Genomic DNA, 528 nt, shown 5'->3' with positions numbered 1-528 from the left:
CAATACGAACCATTGCGCTTTCTCTCCTTCTCTGGATAACGAGGCTTCTCGTTCTCTTTCGTTTCGCTGTATCTTTTTAAACTAACAACATACTGTGTTAACCACAAGCACGTTCATTGGGCTTAAGCAAACTCTTTTACGACACGTTGTAAGATAGGCACGTTCGCTTCAGGGAAGGTGTAATCCCCTAATTCACCAACTGCGACCCAGCGCCCTTCTTGACCTTCTCGACCATAAGGTTCGTTCTCGAACTGAGAGACGGTAATAAAATCAAATTTTAGTGACTTATCTGGGTAATCGTATTCAAGGTGTTCAAACGGTGCTTGTTCAATCACTCGAATCCCCCCTTCCTCTTCAAGCTCACGAACCATCGCTTGTTCAACTGTTTCTCCTAGCTCGACTTTACCGCCCGGAAACTCCCAAAAACCACCTTTATGTTTATCATCAGGACGTTTAGTAATAAAGATTTGCGACTTATCTTGATTGAAAATGATCGCTGCAACAATGTGAATTCTTTTCATGGATATT

The 528-nt window shown here is 42.4% G+C and carries 1 protein-coding gene; it reads right to left on the bottom strand.

The window, feature by feature from the left end; translation table 11 throughout:
• Positions 1 to 122: 122 nt before the first annotated feature.
• Positions 123 to 521, bottom strand: a complete 399-nt coding sequence (mutT, locus tag R7Z77_RS28230) for an 8-oxo-dGTP diphosphatase MutT (protein WP_318137422.1) — start codon at positions 519 to 521, stop codon at positions 123 to 125.
• Between the last annotated feature and the right edge of the window lie 7 nt (positions 522 to 528).

The sequence above is a fragment of the Vibrio sp. 1401 genome (assembly GCF_033340295.1).
The sequence above is the reverse complement of the archived record's forward strand: the minus strand, read 5'-3'. Positions and strand labels throughout refer to the sequence as shown.

Coding starts and splice junctions, on each gene's coding strand:
- mutT (WP_318137422.1), bottom strand. CDS start 521: ATGAAAAGAATTCACATTGTTGCAGCGATCATTTTCAATCAAGATAAG.